The sequence below is a fragment of the Micromonospora vinacea genome (assembly GCF_015751785.1).
Lineage (GTDB): Bacteria > Actinomycetota > Actinomycetes > Mycobacteriales > Micromonosporaceae > Micromonospora > Micromonospora vinacea.
The window spans coordinates 3,388,327-3,403,682 of sequence record NZ_JADOTY010000001.1 but is presented as its reverse complement, the minus strand read 5'-3'; the positions used below and the strand labels follow the sequence as shown (position 1 = coordinate 3,403,682).

At 72.5% G+C, this 15,356-nt stretch carries 15 protein-coding genes and 1 pseudogene; 6 read left to right on the top strand and 10 right to left on the bottom strand.

Features of this window, described 5'->3' with window-relative positions:
- Positions 1 to 156: 156 nt before the first annotated feature.
- From tsf to IW249_RS16295, 3 genes and pseudogenes are all read right to left on the bottom strand, one after another.
- Positions 157 to 984: a translation elongation factor Ts gene (gene tsf / locus IW249_RS16305; RefSeq protein ID WP_196921542.1), complete on the bottom strand. Its 828-nt coding sequence runs from the start codon at positions 982 to 984 to the stop codon at positions 157 to 159.
- 134 nt (positions 985 to 1,118) lie between these two features.
- Positions 1,119 to 2,021, bottom strand: a complete 903-nt coding sequence (rpsB, locus tag IW249_RS16300) for a 30S ribosomal protein S2 (RefSeq protein WP_196921541.1) — start codon at positions 2,019 to 2,021, stop codon at positions 1,119 to 1,121.
- Positions 2,022 to 2,423: 402 nt separating this feature from the next.
- A pseudogene (locus tag IW249_RS16295) lies at positions 2,424 to 3,525 on the bottom strand (hypothetical protein).
- Positions 3,526 to 3,682: 157 nt separating this feature from the next.
- Here IW249_RS16295 and IW249_RS16290 point away from each other — a divergent pair.
- The 5 genes from IW249_RS16290 (at position 3,683) to IW249_RS16270 (ending at position 9,406) form a co-directional block, all read left to right on the top strand.
- Positions 3,683 to 4,042: a YraN family protein gene (locus tag IW249_RS16290; RefSeq protein WP_196921539.1), complete on the top strand. Its 360-nt coding sequence runs from the start codon at positions 3,683 to 3,685 to the stop codon at positions 4,040 to 4,042.
- Positions 4,043 to 4,072: 30 nt separating this feature from the next.
- Positions 4,073 to 5,593, top strand: a complete 1,521-nt coding sequence (locus IW249_RS16285; RefSeq protein ID WP_196921538.1) for a YifB family Mg chelatase-like AAA ATPase — start codon at positions 4,073 to 4,075, stop codon at positions 5,591 to 5,593.
- The gene (locus IW249_RS16280; RefSeq protein WP_196921537.1) at positions 5,590 to 6,807 is read left to right on the top strand and encodes a DNA-processing protein DprA; all 1,218 of its coding nucleotides are present in this window, start codon (positions 5,590 to 5,592) and stop codon (positions 6,805 to 6,807) included. The genes IW249_RS16285 and IW249_RS16280 overlap by 4 nt, the downstream gene beginning before the upstream one ends.
- A 332-nt stretch (positions 6,808 to 7,139) precedes the next feature.
- Positions 7,140 to 8,180, top strand: coding sequence for a tyrosine recombinase XerC (locus IW249_RS16275; RefSeq protein ID WP_196921536.1), 1,041 nt, complete (start codon positions 7,140 to 7,142; stop codon positions 8,178 to 8,180).
- A 44-nt stretch (positions 8,181 to 8,224) separates the two neighbouring features.
- Positions 8,225 to 9,406, top strand: coding sequence for an aminotransferase class V-fold PLP-dependent enzyme (locus tag IW249_RS16270; RefSeq protein ID WP_196921535.1), 1,182 nt, complete (start codon positions 8,225 to 8,227; stop codon positions 9,404 to 9,406).
- Here the strand turns inward: IW249_RS16270 and IW249_RS16265 are convergent.
- Positions 9,340 to 10,026 (bottom strand): murein hydrolase activator EnvC family protein, encoded by a 687-nt coding sequence (locus tag IW249_RS16265; RefSeq protein ID WP_196921534.1) that lies wholly within the window; start codon positions 10,024 to 10,026, stop codon positions 9,340 to 9,342. The two genes, IW249_RS16270 and IW249_RS16265, sit on opposite strands and share 67 nt — an antisense overlap.
- A gap of 245 nt (positions 10,027 to 10,271) precedes the next feature.
- On the opposite strand from IW249_RS16265, the gene IW249_RS16260 reads away from it, so the two are divergent.
- Positions 10,272 to 11,414, top strand: coding sequence for a sulfite oxidase (locus IW249_RS16260; protein ID WP_196921533.1), 1,143 nt, complete (start codon positions 10,272 to 10,274; stop codon positions 11,412 to 11,414).
- Positions 11,415 to 11,480: 66 nt separating this feature from the next.
- Here the strand turns inward: IW249_RS16260 and IW249_RS16255 are convergent, their stop codons facing one another.
- The 6 genes from IW249_RS16255 to rplS all read right to left on the bottom strand — a co-directional run bounded on the left by IW249_RS16255 (position 11,481) and on the right by rplS (position 15,247).
- Positions 11,481 to 11,804 carry a DUF2469 domain-containing protein gene (locus IW249_RS16255; RefSeq protein WP_007075222.1) on the bottom strand — a complete coding sequence of 108 codons (324 nt, stop codon included), beginning with the start codon at positions 11,802 to 11,804 and terminating at the stop codon, positions 11,481 to 11,483.
- Entirely contained in the window at positions 11,801 to 12,613 is an 813-nt protein-coding gene (locus tag IW249_RS16250; RefSeq protein ID WP_196921532.1) for a ribonuclease HII, read from the bottom strand. The genes IW249_RS16255 and IW249_RS16250 overlap by 4 nt, the downstream gene beginning before the upstream one ends.
- On the bottom strand, positions 12,607 to 13,140 hold the full coding sequence (locus IW249_RS16245) for an NUDIX hydrolase (protein ID WP_307788816.1): 534 nt from the start codon (positions 13,138 to 13,140) through the stop codon (positions 12,607 to 12,609). Before IW249_RS16245 ends, IW249_RS16250 begins: the two co-directional genes overlap by 7 nt.
- A gap of 53 nt (positions 13,141 to 13,193) precedes the next feature.
- Positions 13,194 to 13,829 carry a signal peptidase I gene (lepB, locus tag IW249_RS16240; RefSeq protein ID WP_196921530.1) on the bottom strand — a complete coding sequence of 212 codons (636 nt, stop codon included), beginning with the start codon at positions 13,827 to 13,829 and terminating at the stop codon, positions 13,194 to 13,196.
- 10 nt (positions 13,830 to 13,839) lie between these two features.
- The gene (gene lepB, locus IW249_RS16235; RefSeq protein ID WP_196921529.1) at positions 13,840 to 14,709 is read right to left on the bottom strand and encodes a signal peptidase I; all 870 of its coding nucleotides are present in this window, start codon (positions 14,707 to 14,709) and stop codon (positions 13,840 to 13,842) included.
- Positions 14,710 to 14,890: 181 nt separating this feature from the next.
- Entirely contained in the window at positions 14,891 to 15,247 is a 357-nt protein-coding gene (rplS, locus tag IW249_RS16230; RefSeq protein ID WP_030335223.1) for a 50S ribosomal protein L19, read from the bottom strand.
- Between the last annotated feature and the right edge of the window lie 109 nt (positions 15,248 to 15,356).

Below are 15,356 nucleotides of genomic sequence, written 5' to 3'. Positions count from 1 at the left end.
CCGCCCTTCCCCACGCGCACGCCCCGTGCGGCGCGTACCGCGAACCTGCCGCTGCCGACCCTATGTGACGAGGAGGCCGCGGTGCCTGTCACGTACACCGGCGGCCTCCTCGTTGATGTCTCCTGCCCACGGGCGCCAGCGGCGCCCGGTGGCGGCTCAGGCCTGGCCGACCTCGAACCGCACGAAGCGGGTGACCTCGATGCCGGCCTCGGCCAGCAGCTGCTTCACCGACTTCTTGTTGTCAGAGACGGACGACTGCTCGATCAGGACGAAGTCCTTGAAGAAGGAGTTCACCCGACCCTCGATGATCTTCGGCAGGGCCGCCTCGGGCTTGTTCTCCTCGCGGGCGGTCTGCTCGGCGATGCGCCGCTCGGACTCGACGACCTCAGCCGGAACCTCGTCCCGGGTGAGGTACTTCGGCCGCATCGCGGCGATCTGCATGGCCACACCACGGGCGTCGGCGTCGCCAGCCTCGTCGGTCTTGCCGGTGTACGACACCAGCACGCCAACCGCCGGCGGCAGGTCCTGGGCCTTGCGGTGCAGGTAGACGGCGGTGGTGCCCTCGACCCGGGCGAACCGGTTGAGCACCAGCTTCTCGCCGATCTTGGCGGACTGCTCCTGGATCAGGTCCGCGACGACCTTGCCGTCGAGCTCGGAGGCGAGCAGTTCCTCGGCGGAGTTCACGCCGGCGCGCTCACCGTGCTCGACCAACTGCTGGCCCAGCGCGATGAACGACTCGGTCTTGGCGACGAAGTCGGTCTCGCAGTTGAGCTCGAGCAGCGCCTTGCCGGAGTGGGCGACCAGGCCGTTCGCGGCCGTACGGCCGGCCCGCTTGCCAACATCCTTGGCGCCCTTGACGCGCAGGATCTCGACGGCCTTGTCGAAGTCGCCCTCGGCCTCGGTCAGCGCCTTCTTGCTGTCCATCATGCCGGCGCCGGTGAGGTCGCGGAGCTTCTTGACGTCCGCGGCGGTGATTTGGGACATGGCTCTCTCTTCGGTGTTGAGACGGCGTGTGGATGGTCAGAGATGCCGGTTACCCGGATCCGGGCGGATCGTGCCCGGCGTACCGTCGCTGCCCGCCGTTCGCGAAAACGGACGGCGGGGCAGCGACGGTGCGATCACTCCGCGGTGGCGGCTGCCGGCTGCTCGGTGGCGGCCTGCGCCGGCTGCTCCGGGGTGGCGGGCTGCTCGGCGGCGGCAGCGGCGGGCTGCTCGGCCGGGGCGGCCGACTCGTCGGCCTTCTTCGGCTCGAGCAGCTCGCGCTCCCACTCGGTCAGCGGCTCGTCGCTGGCGACACCCTCGGGCTTCTCGTCGTTGCCCCGGCGGCGGCCGGAACGCGCGATCAGACCATCCGCGACGGCGGCGGCGACGACCTTGGTCAGCAGCTCGGCCGAGCGGATCGCGTCGTCGTTACCCGGGATCGGGAAGTCGACCTCGTCCGGGTCGCAGTTGGTGTCCAGCACCGCGATCACCGGGATGCCCAGCTTGCGGGCCTCGTCGACGGCGATGTGCTCCTTCTTGGTGTCGACGATCCAGACCGCGGCGGGAAGCTTCTGCATGTCCCGCAGGCCACCGAGGGTGCGGGTCAGCTTGATCTTCTCGCGGGAGAGCTGCAGGGTCTCCTTCTTGGTGTAACCGGCGGCGGTGCCGCTCAGGTCACCCAGACCCTCCAGCTCCTTCATCCGCTGGAGCCGCTTGTACACGGTCTGGAAGTTGGTCAGCATGCCACCGAGCCAGCGGTGGTTGACGTACGGCTGGCCGACCCGGGTCGCCTGCTCGGCAATCGCCTCCTGGGCCTGCTTCTTGGTGCCGACGAACAGGATGCTGCCACCCTCGGCGACGGTCCCACGCACGAACTCGTACGCCTTCTCGATGTACTCGAGGGTCTGGCGCAGGTCGATGATGTAGATGCCGTTGCGCTCGGTCATGATGAAGCGCTTCATCTTCGGGTTCCAGCGCCGGGTCTGGTGCCCGAAGTGGACACCGCTCTCCAGCAGCTGACGCATGGTCACGACGGCCATGGTTGGGGTACTCCTCAAGGTCCCTGGTTGTCACGCCCGGCCGGTGGCCGGGCGTCCTGGCGCCTGGTCGCCGACCCATGGTGGACCCGATCAAGATCGGGACCAGGGAGGCCGTCGCTCCACGACGATTCGTGAAGAGGGCGCGCGAGGTCGACCGCACGAGGCGGTCGCCAGTTGGCCAGTGTACGCCCCTCACCTGTTCAGCCGCCCCGGGGTGCGCGTGGCGTGCTGCTCCGCCGCTCCGCCGCTCCCAGCCCCGTCGCTTCCGGCTCCCGGCGCGAGTTGCTTGGCAAGATCGCGCTACTTCATGGAAATGGTGGCCTCCGCGTCGCCGGAGGCCACCATTTCCTGGTTGTTGTCCGAATCATCAGCGCGGGTCGGGCAGCGGCGGGTGCTCGCGGGTCAGCCGGCGGCGAGCGCGGCGGCGACGAAGAGCACCAGGCCGACGGTCAGGTAGGCCGTCGGTGGGCGCAGCCAGCCCCGGCCGTTGTCGGCGAGCGCCAGACCTCCGGTTCGTAGCCCGTACAGCCCAGTCGCGAAGATCGGCAGTCCGGCGACCAGGGCGATACCCACCACCACGTTCCCGGCGTCCACCGGGTCGCCGGTCACGCCTGCCAGCAACACCCGCAGCGCGGGGACCTCGAAGATCAACACCAGCAGAGCGAAGAGTACGGCCAGCACCGGTCGACGGGTCCGATAGACGCCGTCGGCGGCCGGCGGGTACACCGGCGGCTCGGCTGCGGGCAGGTCAGGTCGAGGACCGATCCCCGGCATCGGGCCGGTCGGCATCTCCAGCGGATGCGGTGTGTCGCCGCCGCCCCGGGTCGGCTCGATGATCGGGTACCCGGCGAGCGGAGCGGGACGGGCCTGATCGGCGAGCACGCTGGCCGGCGCTGTCGATGTGCTGTCGCGGGACGTCTCCGGCACCGCGCTGCTCACCGGAGATCCCGCTGCCGTCGCTTCGCGGGCGGCTCGGCGTCCGGGCAGCTCACCGGAGGTCTCCGAGGGGTCCCGGTCCGCCCGCCGCGACCGGGTGGCCCGGTAACCGTCCACCTCCGGTCGCGCGGCACCCAACGGGTCGACCGCGCCGAAACGCCCCGAATCTGCCTCACTCGCCCCGAACCGGCCGGTCTGATCGTCCAGGGCGCCGAAGCGACCCGAGTCCGGCTCCGACGCACCGAACCGACCCGCGTCGACGGCGCTCAGGCGACCCGAGTCCGACTCCGGCGTACCGAACCGGCCCGCGTCGACGGCGCCGAAGCGTCCCGAGTCCGGCTCGCGGCGGCGGCCGACGCCGGTGTCCTCGACGGAGCGGCCGTCTTCCGCGCCACGCTGCTCGGGGATCTCGCTGTCCCGGTACCGCGATTCGCCCGCGCCGCGCCACTCCGACTCGCCGTAACCGCGACCCCGCTCGTCGGGGTACCAGCGCGACTCCTGATCTTCCGGAAAACTCCGTCGTCCGTCCACGTCAGGCACCGTATGCGACCGGCCACGCGCGCGCCATTTCAGCCCGGAGCGCGGCCGGCCGCGCTACCGGCCGCGGTCGGAGGCCCTAGCACACCGTGAGCATGATCGTCCGACTGTCCACAGCAACCCTGTTGTCCACAGTTGGGCCGCCGCCGGGTCGCGGCGATCGCCCTCCGGCGGGCACCGTGCCGGCCATGACGAAGCGGAACCAGGCGGTTGGCGCGTACGGCGAGCGGTGCGCGGCCCGGCATCTGACCGAGGCGGGGCTGCGCCCGATCGCCCGAAACTGGCGCTGCTCGGCCGGGGAGATCGACATCATCGCGTGGGACGGGCCGGTGCTCGCCTTCTGCGAGGTGAAGACCCGGCGGGGTGAGAGCTTCGGCACCCCGGCCGAGGCGGTCGTGCCGGCCAAGGCCCGCCGACTGCGAGGGCTCGCCGCCCGGTGGCTGACCGAGACCGGTACGACCGCCGAGGAGGTGCGTTTCGACGTGCTGTCGGTGCGGCTGCCCGACGTCGGGCCGGCGCAGGTCGACCACCTCAAGGGCGCGTTCTGACATGCGTACCCGAAGGACCGGTGACGCGCGGTGAGCTACGCGAAGGTGCTCTGCGTGGGGCTGGTCGGGGTGACCGGCCACCTCGTCGAGGTGGAGGCGGACCTGTCCGCCGGGCTGCCGGCGGTGGTGATCTCCGGTCTGCCGGACACGGCCCTGCATGAGGCCCGCGACCGGGTCCGGGCCGCCGTGGTCAACTCCGGCCAGCGCTGGCCCAACCGGAGGATCACCCTCAACCTGCTGCCCGCAACGCTGCCGAAGTTCGGCTCGGCCTTCGATCTGGCCATCGCCGCGGCGCTGCTGGGCGGCTCGGGTGAGTTGCCATTGCTCCCGCTGGAGGGGGTGGTGGTCCTCGGCGAGCTGGGGCTCGACGGGACGGTCCGGCCGGTGCGCGGCGTACTCCCGATGGTCGCCGCCGCGGCCCAGGCCGGCGTCGCGCGGGTGATCGTCCCGGTCGGCAACGCCGCCGAGGCCGCCGTCATCCCCGGGGTACGGGTGCGAGCGGTGGACACCCTGCACCGGCTCGTCGCCTTCGTTCGGGACGGGACCCCGCTGATCGAACCACCGGCGGACATCCCGGAGCCACAGGCCGGTGGGCCGGATCTCGCCGACGTCGCCGGTCAGCAGCTGGGTCGGCGCGCCCTGGAGGTCGCCGCGGCCGGCGGGCACCACGTGGCACTGCTCGGCCCTCCGGGCGCCGGCAAGACGATGCTCGCCGAACGACTGCCGTCGATCCTGCCCGAGCTGGACGACGACGCGGCGCTGGAGGTCACCGCGCTGCACTCGGTCGCCGGGCTGCTGCCGCCGGGCGGTCGGTTGCTGCGTCGCCCGCCGTTCCAGGCGCCGCACCACACCGCGACCGTGCCGTCGCTGGTCGGTGGCGGCTCGGGGCTGGCCCGACCCGGGGCGGTGTCACTGGCCCATCGCGGGGTGCTCTTCCTGGATGAGGCTCCCGAATTCAGCAAGGGTGCGCTGGAGGCGCTGCGCCAGCCGTTGGAGCACGGCCGCATCCAGCTGAACCGCAGCGGAGGCGGCACCGTGTACCCGGCCCGCACCCAGTTGGTGCTGGCGGCCAACCCGTGTCCGTGCGCGAAACCGGCCGGCGATGCGAACTGCGAGTGTTCGCCGCTGGTCCGCCGCCGCTACCTGGGAAGACTCTCCGGGCCGCTGCTCGACCGGATCGACGTCCAGGTGCGCCTGATGCCGGTGCGGGCGGCCGAGCTGATGGCGACCGACGGCGATGTCGAGCCCTCGGCGACCGTCGCCGCCCGGGTGGCGGCGGCCCGGCAGGCGGCGGCCAGCCGCTGGGCCGACCTCGGCCGGCGGCTCAACGCCGAGGTGGAAGGCCCACACCTGCGCCGACCGCCGTGGCGGCTACCGGCCCGGGTCACCGTCGAGCTGCGGGGCCGGCTCGACTCCGGCTCGCTGTCGGCGCGCGGCTTCGACCGGGTGATCCGGATGGCCTGGACCATCGCTGATCTGGACGGTCGCGACCGACCGGATCGGGACGACGTCCGGGAAGCGCTTCAACTACGGACGGGGGAGGCGACATGAGCGCCGAGGAGGAACGCAGACTGGCCCGGGTCGCCCTGACCTGGCTGGCGGAACCGGGTACGCGGGCGGTGCATCACCTGGTGGAACGGCACGGCCCGGTGGCCACCCTGGATCTGCTGCTCGACGGCGGCAGCCCGGACGGCTGGCTGCACACCACTGTCGCCGCACGCTCGGCGGCCGGCGACGCGCGGGCGGTGGCGGCGGAGGCCCTGGAGCGGGCGGAACGACTGGGTGCCCGGCTGGTCACGCCGGACGACGAGGAGTGGCCGGCCCAGGTTGCCGGCCTGGCGACGTTGCGCCTGCCGGACGTCAGCCGCCGGGTGGACGGTGAGACCGCCCCGCCGCTCTGCTTCTGGGTACGCGGGAGCTGGCCGCTCGGCGAAGCTCTGGATCGCTCGGTGGCAGTGGTGGGGGCGCGGGCGGCCACCGGTTATGGGCAGCACGTCGCGACCGAGCTGGGGTACGGCCTGGCGGAGCGGGACTGGACGGTCGTGTCCGGTGGCGCGTTCGGCATCGACGCCGCCGCCCACCGGGGTGCCCTCACCGCGGGCGGTCTGACAGTGGCGGTGCTCGCCTGCGGGCTCGACCGCCCGTACCCGATGGGCAACACCGCGCTCTTCGACCGGATCGCTGAGACGGGGTTGCTGGTCAGCGAGTGGCCGCCCGGTGCCGAGCCGCTGCGGCCCCGGTTCCTGATCCGCAACCGGGTGATCGCCGTGGGCACCCGGGGCACCGTCCTGGTGGAGGCGGCGGCGCGCAGTGGCGCGACGCAGACCGCGCGGCGAGCCATTCACGCCAATCGGGTGGCCATGGTGGTGCCGGGGCCGGTGACTTCGGCGATGTCCGTCGGCGCGCACGAGTTCCTGCGCGAGCACCCCGACAAGGCCCGGCTGGTGACCGGGGTGGCGCACGTGCTGGAGGAGGTCGGCCGGATCGGGGCGGACCTGGCCCCGCTGGCGCGTGGACCACAGCGGGCCACCGACGCGCTGGACGACGACGCGCGGTCGCTGCTGGAGGCGCTGCCCCGTCGGGGCGCGATGGGCGTGGACCGGCTCTCCGCGCGCGCCGGTGTCGACGTACGGACCGCGTTGCGCAAGCTGTCACTGCTGGAGGAGCTGTCCATGGTGGTCCGTCGCGACGACGGCTATGCCCTTGCCCCGCCCGCCAAACTGAAGCGTGCAGCGGCGGAGACATCTGGCCGGGCTGGCACCTGAGCGGATGTGTCACCGCCGTCCGGCCGGCGTGGCCGTCCGGACGCCCCTCGCGCTCGGGTCCTCGGCCGACCGGCACTGCCGGTACCGTGCCCGGTCATGGGTGCAATCAAGCCGTGGCACATCAGCGTGCTCTGCTGTCTCGTCGTGACCGCCGTGCTCGTTGTCGGCCTGGTCGTGGTCCTGACGAAGAGGAGCAACCGCCGATAGTCGGGGTGGAGACCGGCGCCGTCGTGGCCGGTGGCGTACCTGTACCGGCCGTAGGCTGGTGCCGTGCCAGCCGACAGTGAGGGTGACCGGGCCGTGGGACCGGCCGGCACGCCGGCGCGGCCACGATGAGCCGGCCAGACCGGGGCACCCGGGCCATGCACCAGGCACTGCCGCCAGCGCTGCGCGACGCGGTCGACGATTTCGCCGAGCACCTGTCCCGGGTTCGTAACCGGTCGGCGCACACCGTCCGCGCGTACGTCACCGATCTGGTCTCGCTGCTCGACCACGCCGTCCGGATGGGCTGCGTCGACCTCGCCGAGCTGGACCTGTCCGTGCTGCGCAGTTGGCTGGCGCGACAGCGCACCACGGGGGCGGCCCGCACCTCGTTGGCCCGGCGGGCCGCGTCGGCGCGGGCGTTCAGCGCCTGGGCACACCGGGCCGGGCTGCTCCCCGCCGACGTGGGCGCCGCGCTGGCCAGCCCTCGTGCACACCGGGACCTACCCAGCGTGCTGCGCGCCGACCAGGCCGCCGCTCTGGTCGAGGCACCGTCCCGGCAGACACCGCCACCCACGAACCCAGCCCGCACGGACCAAGCCCGACCGGACGCCGAGCCCGCGGACACAGCAGCCGAATCAGCGCAGGGCGCAGCGGAAGGATCCGAGGCGGTGCCGCTGCGGGACCGGGTGCTGCTGGAACTGCTCTACGCCACCGGCGTACGGGTCAGCGAGGCGTGCGGGTTGGACGTCGGGGATGTCGACCACGGCCGGCGGGTGATCCGGGTGTTCGGCAAGGGTGGGCGGGAACGCTCGGTGCCGTACGGGGTGCCCGCCCAGCGGGCGTTGGACGACTGGCTGCGCCGGGGCCGCCCGGCGATGGTGGGCGCCCGCTCGGGCGACGCGCTGCTGCTGGGCGCGCGGGGTGGTCGGCTCAACCCGACGACCGCGCGTCAGATCGTCGGTGCGTACGCCGAGGCCGCCGGGCTGCCCCGGACCAGCCCGCACGATCTACGGCACTCCGCGGCAACCCACCTCCTGGAGGGTGGCGCGGACCTGCGCGCCGTGCAGGAGCTGCTCGGTCACTCGTCGTTGGCGAGCACGCAGATCTACACCCACGTGTCGGTCGAGCGGCTGCGTGCCGCGTACCGACAGGCGCACCCACGCGCCTGATCGAGCACCGGAGGGCGCGCACGGGCGGCGGTTACGATCATCAAGTGAGCGTCCCGAATCCCCCTGAGCCGATCCCGGGCGCCCGCCTGCTCTTCTCCCTGGACCCGGCGGTCAGCCACCTCAACCATGGTTCGTTCGGTGCGGTGCCGATCGGCGTGCAGCGCGCCCAGCAGCGGCTGCGCGACGAGATGGAGGCGAACCCGCTGCGCTTCTTCACCCAGGGGCTGGTGGACCGGATCGCGCACACCCGCCGGCACCTCGCCGGGTTCCTGGGCGCCGACCCGGACGGCAGCGCCCTGGTGGGCAACACGACCACCGGCGTCGCAGTGGTGCTCCAGTCGGTGGGCCTCAAGGCCGGCGACGAGGTGTTGAGCACCGACCACGGGTACGGGGCGGTGAGCCTGGCCATCCAGCGCGAGTGCCGCCGGACCGGCGCGGTCAGCCGGGTCCTGCCGGTCCCACTGGCCGCCACCGACGAGCAGATCGTGCAGAGCATCCGCGCCGGCCTTCGCCCCGGGCGGACCCGACTGCTCGTCGTCGACCAGCTCACCTCGGCAACCGCGAAGCTCTTCCCGACCGCCGCGATCGTCGGGGTGGCCCGCGAGCATGGCGTGCCGGTCCTGGTGGACGCCGCGCACGCCCCGGGCATGCTGCCCATCCCGGTGGGCAGCATCGACGCGGACTTCTGGGTGGGCAACCTGCACAAGTGGGCGTACGCCCCGCGCGGGACCGCCCTGCTGTCCGTGGCACCGCAGTGGCGGGATCGGATCGAGCCGCTTGTGGTGTCCTGGGAGCAGGAGTCGGGTTTCCCGGCCCGGCTCGAGTGGCAGGCGACTCTGGACTACACGCCCTGGCTTGCCGCCCCGGCGGGCCTGTTCACGATGCGCAGTCTCGGCGTCGACCGGGTGCGGGCGCACAACGCGGCGCTCGCCGCGTACGGCCAGCGGGTGGTGGGGGACGCTCTGGGGGTGGCCCCCGCCGACCTGCCGGAGCCCGGCGGACCGGGGGTGGCGCTGCGCCTCATTCCCCTGCCGCTCGGCACGGGCACCACCATCGACGCGGCGCGGGCGTTGCAGGCGCGGATCGGTGAGCGGCTCGCCGCCGAGGTGGCGGTGATGAGCTGGAACGGCCGGGGGTGGCTGCGGCTCACCGGCCAGGTCTACAACGCCGCCGACGAGTACGAGCGGCTGGCCGCACGGCTGCCGGCACTGCTCGCCCAGCGCTGACCGGACGGCCGGGAGCGGGCATCGGAAGCGGACACCGGGAGCAGGCGCACCGGGCCGAGGCCGAGCAGGGCCAGCGGGTCGAGATACTCCTCGCCCCGGCGCAGGCCCCAGTGCAGGCACGCCTCGGTCGGGCAACCCGGATGCCCGGACAGCAGCTCGCCCAGCGGCGCGCCGGCGGTGACCGGCTGGCCGGGGTGTACGGCGGGTTGGACCGGCTCGTGGGTTGTCCGCAGCCCGTCGGCGTGGCCCACTGTGACCACCGGTCGACCGGCCACCAGGCCGGCGAAAAGCACTGTGCCCGGCCCGGCGCTGCGGACCACCGCTCGGGCCGGGGCGGCCAGGTCGACGCCGCGATGACCGGGCAGCCAGGGTCGGGGCGGCCTGTCGAACCGGCGTACCGGACGGGGTGGCCCGTCGAGCGGCCAGCGGAACCGCCCGGCGGGCGCCGGGTCGACGACCTGCTCTGCCAGGGCCGCGACCGGCACTGTCGGCGTCGGTGGTTGGCCGGGCACCGCAGCGACCAGCACCGCCAGCCCGCAGAGCTGGACGGTCAGTGTGAGCGGGAGCGCGGTGCAGAGCAGCACCGTGCGGCGGATCGAACGGACGGATGGCTGTCGCATGACGGCAGCCTCCGGCCGACGCCGGGTCGCCCACCAGCCCGGCCGACGCAGCTGTGGACAACCGGAGGTGCTGTGGACGACCACCCAACGGCGTCGATGATCTGTTATGCCCGGGACGGCGGGAGGCTGTCCACGGCCCGCCGCGCGAACGCCGCCGTACCTCCGGTGGCGTTTTCGGGCCACCCGGGAGGGCCTAGGCTGGGCCGCGTACGGCGGGTGCCGCCGTCTGCACCGGGGAGGCCCGCATGACCACTCTCGATGACCGGACGTCGTCCCCCACCGGGCCAACGGTGGCCGACGTGAGCGGCCCGTCCCGGCTCGCGGAGCCGGACGAGACGATCAGCGCCGAGGAGTTGCAGCTCGCGGCCCGCAACCACGGCATCCCACTGGAGGCGCTCCGCTACGACGTCACCCCGGCCGGGCTGCACTACCTGCTGATCCACTACGACATCCCGGAGCTCGACCCGGCGACGCACACGCTGACCATCGGCGGCGCGGTGGAGCGTCCGCTGACGGTCACCCTCGCCGACCTGCGCGAGCGGCCCCGGATCACCCGGCAGGTGACCCTGGAGTGCGCCGGCAACGGGCGGGCCCTGCTGCACCCCCGGCCGGTCAGCCAGCCCTGGCTGGTCGAAGCGGTCGGCAACGCGGAGTGGACCGGCACTCCCCTCGCTCCGCTGCTGCGGGAGGCGGGCATCGACCCGGACGCGGTGGACGTGGTCTTCACCGGCGCCGATCACGGCGTGGAGCGCGGGATCGAGCAGGACTACCAGCGGGCGCTTCCGGTCGCCGACGCGCTGCGCGAGGAGGTGCTGCTGGCGTACGAGATGAACGGCGCTCCCCTGCTGCCGCAGCACGGCGCGCCGCTGCGGCTGATCGTGCCGGGCTGGTACGGCATGGCGCACGTGAAGTGGGTCCACTCCATCGAGCTTCGGACCGAGCCGTTCGAGGGGTACCAGAACGCGGTGGCCTACCGGGTACGCCGCGACGCTGACGACCCGGGCGTGCCGGTGACGCGGATCGAGCCGCGTGCCCTGGTCCGCCCGCCCGGCTTCCCCGACTTCATGTCCCGCCGTCGGGTGCTGCGGCCCGGCCCGTGCACCCTGGACGGTCGGGCCTGGTCGGGGCACGCGCCGGTGGTTGCCGTGGAGGTCACCACCGACGGCGGGCAGAGCTGGACACCGGCCGAACTGGACCCGACGGACGCTGGGGACTTCGCCTGGCGGCGTTGGCGGCACGAGTGGGTCGCCACCCCCGGCCGGTACGTGCTCGGCGCGCGGGCGACCGACGCGTCCGGGCGGACCCAGCCGGTCGAGCAACAGTGGAATCGTGGCGGCTTCGCCAACAACATGGTGCAGCGGGTCGAGGTAGTGGTGCCGGCCGAGTGATCGGCGGCCCGTGTCACGCCACGGGTGGGGGGCCCGTGGCACGGCCCAGCAGTGGCTGGGGTGAGCTCAGCCGCCGAAGCCGGAGTCGGCCGGCAGCGAGATGTCGGGCTTCTCCAACTCCTCGACGTTGACGTCCTTGAAGGTCATCACTCGGACGTTCTTCACGAAGCGGGCGGGACGGTACATGTCCCACACCCAGGCGTCGTGCATCTCGACCTCGAAGTAGACCTCGCCGTCGGAGTTACGCACGTGCAGGTCGACCTGGTTGGCCAGGTAGAACCGGCGCTCCGTCTCCACCACGTAGGAGAATTGGCGGACAATGTCGCGGTACTCCCGGTAGAGCTGCAGCTCCATCTCGGTCTCGTACTTCTCGAGATCTTCCGCGCTCATCGCACTCCGCCTTCCATGGCCACATCTTCCCCCACCGGCGTCGGAGGCCGAGGCTGCTCGCCCAACGCCACGCCGACGGTACCCCCTGACGCCCACGAGCGCTCCATCGGCTCATCCGAGCCGTGGCCGCCGGGCCGTCGAGCGCGCGGCGGCCGGCCGTCGCGGCCGGAGACCGCGGCGACATTGACGTACGAGAACCGGTGCTCCCGGCACGGCCCGTGCTCCCGCAGCGCCGCCGAGTGCTCCGGGGTGATGTAGCCCTTGTGCTCGGCGAAGCCGTACGCCGGGTACACCCCGTCCAACTCCACCATGAGCCGGTCCCGCGTGACCTTGGCCAGCACGCTGGCCGCCGCCACACACGCGGCCACCCGGTCGCCCTTCCACACCGCCAGCCCGGGCACACCCAGGCCGTCCACGCCGAAGCCGTCGGTCAGCACGTACTCCGGGCGGGTGGTGAGCGAGGCGAGCGCCCGGCGCATCGCGGCCAGGTTGCACACGTGCAGGCCCCGGGCGTCGACCTCGTCGGCCGGGATGACCACCACGGCGTACGCGAGCGCGCGGTCCACGACCTCCGCGTACACCCGTTCCCGGCTGGCCGGGGTGAGCAGCTTCGAGTCGGCCAGCCCCTCGATTTCGCCGCGCCGCCCCTCGGGCAGCACTGCCGCGGCGGCGACCAGCGGACCGGCGCACGCCCCCCGGCCCGCCTCGTCGGCACCGGCGACGTGCCGGAAGCCACGCCGCTGCAACGCCCGCTCCAGGGCGTACAGGCCGGCCTCGCGACGCACCACTGTGCGCGGCGGGGTCAGCACGACGCCTCGCCCTGGCCGGCGGTGGTCGGCAACCCCAGCCGGGTCAGCAGGGCGGGCAGCTCCGGGGGGTAGAACCGGTCGCCACTGGCCACCAACTCGTCGGGAAGCCACCAGCGGTGGTCGGCGATGCTGCGCCGCTCGACGTCGTTGAAGCCCGTGGTGTCCACCCGCCAGGATTCCACCCGGAAGAGGAAGAAATCCTGCTCCTGGCGGTACCAGACGCCGTCGAACGAGAACTCGGTCGCGTCGGACCAGACCGGCTCGCCCAACTCGGCCGGGTCGAGCCGCAGGCCGGTCTCCTCGGCCAACTCCCGGGCGGCACCCGACGCCGGGGACTCCAGCGGATCGAGCCCGCCGCCCGGAGTGAACCAGTATCGGTGCCCGGGTCGGGCCGGGTCGAAGCCCTCGAAGAGCAGGACCCGGCCGGCCGCGTCGACGAGCAGCACGCGGGCCGCGCGTCGAGGGGTGTAGGCACGGTCGCCACTGCTCGCGCCTGCGGGGCTCGCAAGCTCACTCCTCGCGCTCACGGTCACCGCACCAGCCTGCCAGACCGACGCCGGATCGCCCACGCCCCGTCGGCCTACGGCTTGGGAATGCCGTCGAACCCGTCGGGCACTGTCAGCCAGGTGGCCCGGTTGACCGGCCAGAAGACGGTGAACGCCCGCCCGACCACGTCGTCCTCGGGGATGGTGGCCTCGGTGATGTTCTGCCCGGACTGCTGCCAGTGCTCCAGTGAGTCACCGGAGGCCGAACGGTGGTCGCCCATCACCCACAGCCGACCCTCGGGCACTGTGATGTCGAACTCCTGGTCGGCGGGCTTGTCGCGAATCCCGTCCATGGAGAAGATGTACGGCTCGTCCAGCGACTTGCCGTTGATCATCAACCGCTCCTCCGGGTCGCAGCAGACCACGTGGTCCCCGGGGATGCCGATCACCCGCTTGATGAAGTCCTCACCGTCGGGGTTACCGCTCCACTCGGTCGGAGCCTTGAACACGATCACCTCGCCGCGGTGCGGTGACCGGAAGTCGTAGACCAGCTTGTTGACCAGCACCCGGTCGTCGATCTTGAGGGTGTTTTCCATGGACGGGGAGGGGATGAAGAAGGTCTGCAGCACGAAGGCGCGGACCAGCACCGCGACCAGGATCGCCACACCCAGCAGGATCGGCAGCTCCTTCCAGAAGGAGCTGCGCGGCTTGTCGGTCTGCTCGTCAATCACGCCAAGGAGCCTACGTTGCCCGGCTGGACGGCACCGTCCGGAACGCGCGGGAAGCACGTAGCGCGGCTGCCAACGGAAGCATCAGCAGCACACCGCCCTGCGGAGTCGGTCGCACCGGAGGCGCGCCGGGGGACGCGGTGGCTGGGCCGGAGACGTCCTCGAACGTCGACGGCACCGACAGCCCGCTCCACCGCGACGAGGGCCAGACCACCATGAAGGCCCGGCCGACCACGTTGTCGATCGGCACCGGCCCCTGGCACCGCGCGTCCTGGGAGACCTCACGGTGGTCACCCATCACGAAGATCTGACCGGGCGGCACGACGATCTCGTCGAAGCGTCGGGAGCGACACTCCGCCGGGTTGGGTGGCAGGTCCAGTGGTGAGTCCCGCAGGACGTACGGCTCGTTGAGCGGGGTGCCGTTGACTGTCACCCGCCCCTGGCTGTCGCAGCACTTGACCCGGTCGCCGGGGAGACCGATCACCCGCTTGATGAAGTCCTTCTCACCGGGGCGGCTCACCCCGACCAGGTCGCCGACGGTGCGGGCGAGCCGGCCGGCTACACCGGGCTTCGGCTGCTCGTCGACCTGCGGCGCCCAACGGTCGGTGCCCCGGAACACCACCACCTCGCCGCGCAGCGGGTCACGAACGTCGTAGACGACCTTGTTGACCAGCACCCGGTCACCGACGAGGAGAGTGTCCTCCATCGAGCCGGACGGGATGAAGAACGCCTGGAGCAGGAAGGTGCGGATCAGCACCGCGAGGCAGAACGCGACCACCAGCAGCAGCGGCAACTCCTGCCAGAGGGGCATCTGCCGGCGGGTACGGCGAGCCCGTCGGCGCCACGGATCGACGGTGCCGTCCTCGTCAAGCGTCTGCACCACGCCACTCCCCGGTCCGCAGAAACACCACCGCCCGGGAGCCTCGTCGAGGCTCCACGGGCGGTAGTGGACAGCTGCCCGCCACGTGGGCGGGACCGCCGCCTCGCTGCGCCCGTACGACCAGGGTAGTGCGCTCTGGTCGGTACGGCATACGCGCAGCTCGGGCGGCGTGGCGAGCGGGAAGTCAGCTGGGCTGCTTCTCCCGCTTCTCCTTGATCTTGGCCTTCTTGCCGCGCAGCTCGCGCAGGTAGTAGAGCTTGGCGCGACGCACGTCACCGCGGGTCACGACCTCGATCCGGTCGATGCCCGGGCCGTTGAGCGGGTAGGTCCGCTCGACGCCGACACCGAAGCTGACCTTGCGGACCGAGAAGGTCTCGCGCAGACCGTCACCCTGGCGGCGGATCACGACGCCCTGGAAGATCTGGACACGGGACCGGTTGCCCTCGACGACGCGGGCGTGCACCTTGACGGTGTCACCGGCCCGGAAGTCGGGAAGGTCGGTCCGCTTCGACTGGGCGTCAAGGGCGTCCAGGATGTTCATCGCTGCGTCCTCGTAAGGCTCACGGCGCACCGTCACTCGGTGCGCGGGTGGGTGATTCTGATTCCCGGGTGGTGATCGGCGGACCGACCCCGGTCGGGGATCCTCGCAG

What these genes read in the sequence shown, in the direction of transcription:
- tsf (WP_196921542.1), bottom strand. Translation starts at nt 984, where the DNA reads ATGTCCCAAATCACCGCCGCGGACGTCAAGAAGCTCCGCGACCTCACC.
- rpsB (WP_196921541.1), bottom strand. Translation starts at nt 2,021, where the DNA reads ATGGCCGTCGTGACCATGCGTCAGCTGCTGGAGAGCGGTGTCCACTTC.
- IW249_RS16290 (WP_196921539.1), top strand. Translation starts at nt 3,683, where the DNA reads ATGACGAAGCGGAACCAGGCGGTTGGCGCGTACGGCGAGCGGTGCGCG.
- IW249_RS16280 (WP_196921537.1), top strand. Translation starts at nt 5,590, where the DNA reads ATGAGCGCCGAGGAGGAACGCAGACTGGCCCGGGTCGCCCTGACCTGG.
- IW249_RS16275 (WP_196921536.1), top strand. Translation starts at nt 7,140, where the DNA reads ATGAGCCGGCCAGACCGGGGCACCCGGGCCATGCACCAGGCACTGCCG.
- IW249_RS16265 (WP_196921534.1), bottom strand. Translation starts at nt 10,026, where the DNA reads ATGCGACAGCCATCCGTCCGTTCGATCCGCCGCACGGTGCTGCTCTGC.
- IW249_RS16260 (WP_196921533.1), top strand. Translation starts at nt 10,272, where the DNA reads ATGACCACTCTCGATGACCGGACGTCGTCCCCCACCGGGCCAACGGTG.
- IW249_RS16255 (WP_007075222.1), bottom strand. Translation starts at nt 11,804, where the DNA reads ATGAGCGCGGAAGATCTCGAGAAGTACGAGACCGAGATGGAGCTGCAG.
- rplS (WP_030335223.1), bottom strand. Translation starts at nt 15,247, where the DNA reads ATGAACATCCTGGACGCCCTTGACGCCCAGTCGAAGCGGACCGACCTT.